This is a genomic window from Marinimicrobium sp. UBA4209 (genome assembly GCF_002381585.1).
In the GTDB taxonomy this organism is placed as follows: Bacteria; Pseudomonadota; Gammaproteobacteria; order Pseudomonadales; family Cellvibrionaceae; genus Marinimicrobium; species Marinimicrobium koreense.
In genome coordinates, this window is the sequence record NZ_DFTP01000017.1 from 409 (window position 1) to 1,447 (window position 1,039).

Sequence of the window (1,039 nt, forward strand, 5' to 3'; positions counted from 1 at the left end):
TCCGGATCGTTATAAGCCCACATGGACAGCGCCCGGGCCGACTGACAGGTGGGGTTATTGCCCTGCCCCACGCCCAGCGGTTGCCCCAGCATGCACAACACGCCCTGCATCAGCCAGGCGGTGGCCGACGGCTGTGCGCCGAAAATCATTTCCAGCCGTTGGGTACAATAGGGCGAGACGGGCAGCGCCAGCTGCCGCCAGAGTGCCGGTGCGACCGCCGGTTGGTAGAGAATGCCCCGTTCGAGCATCAAAGCCAGGCCATAGACGCCCTGAGCGGTTTCAGGATGGATGGCTTGGGCGATGATCGCCCGAGCCAGCTCACCGTAACACAGCAAACAATCCCGACCGGTACTGGAGAGCCCCAAAGCTTCGGAAAGCAAGTGGTCCCCGTGCTCCAACAGATGACGTAACAACACCGGGTGATAGGGAGAAACCAGACCGGTATCGTGCATGGCTCGGGCAAAACCCGTCGCCTCGTATTGCAATGCGCCGGCGTCCATCGCCTGAAGGCGCTCCTGATACACCTCCAGGCCCGGATCCTCGCGGCAGGCCTGGGTGGGACCAAACAGGCTGCTGATCAATCGGTCGGCGCCCTGCCCGCTGATACCCAACTCGATGGTCGGATTGACCTGACAGACCGCAATCTGGGTGATCATGCGCTTGACGCTGTCCACCTGAATGGGCCGCTGTTGCAAAATCCGCCAGATTTCCTCAATCAGCTTGTCGATGACGTGTTCGTAGCCAATCCGCTCCGCCAGGTGTCGGTACAGAGATCGGGTAATCAGCGCGAGACGCCCTTGCTGCTCTCTCTCCGCCTCGCTGGGCGTCCCAAAGAGCAGCTCCAGGTTAATGGCCAACACCTGGGTCAGATAATGATGGGCCTGCTCAGAGGACATACCCGGGTGCTGATAATCGCCCAGGGCAATGGCGAGCAGACGCAGCTCGCTGATAGCTTCAATCACCACCGTCGAGGCATCCGGACTTTTCAGCGAGTACGTAGTCAGTGACGGAATCAGGATCTGCGGCTGCGCCCAATCCG

General features: G+C 60.8%; 1 pseudogene. It reads right to left on the reverse strand.

Annotated features, from left to right (window positions below):
- A pseudogene (locus B3187_RS03035) lies at window positions 1-1,039 on the reverse strand (hypothetical protein); the annotation flags it as partial.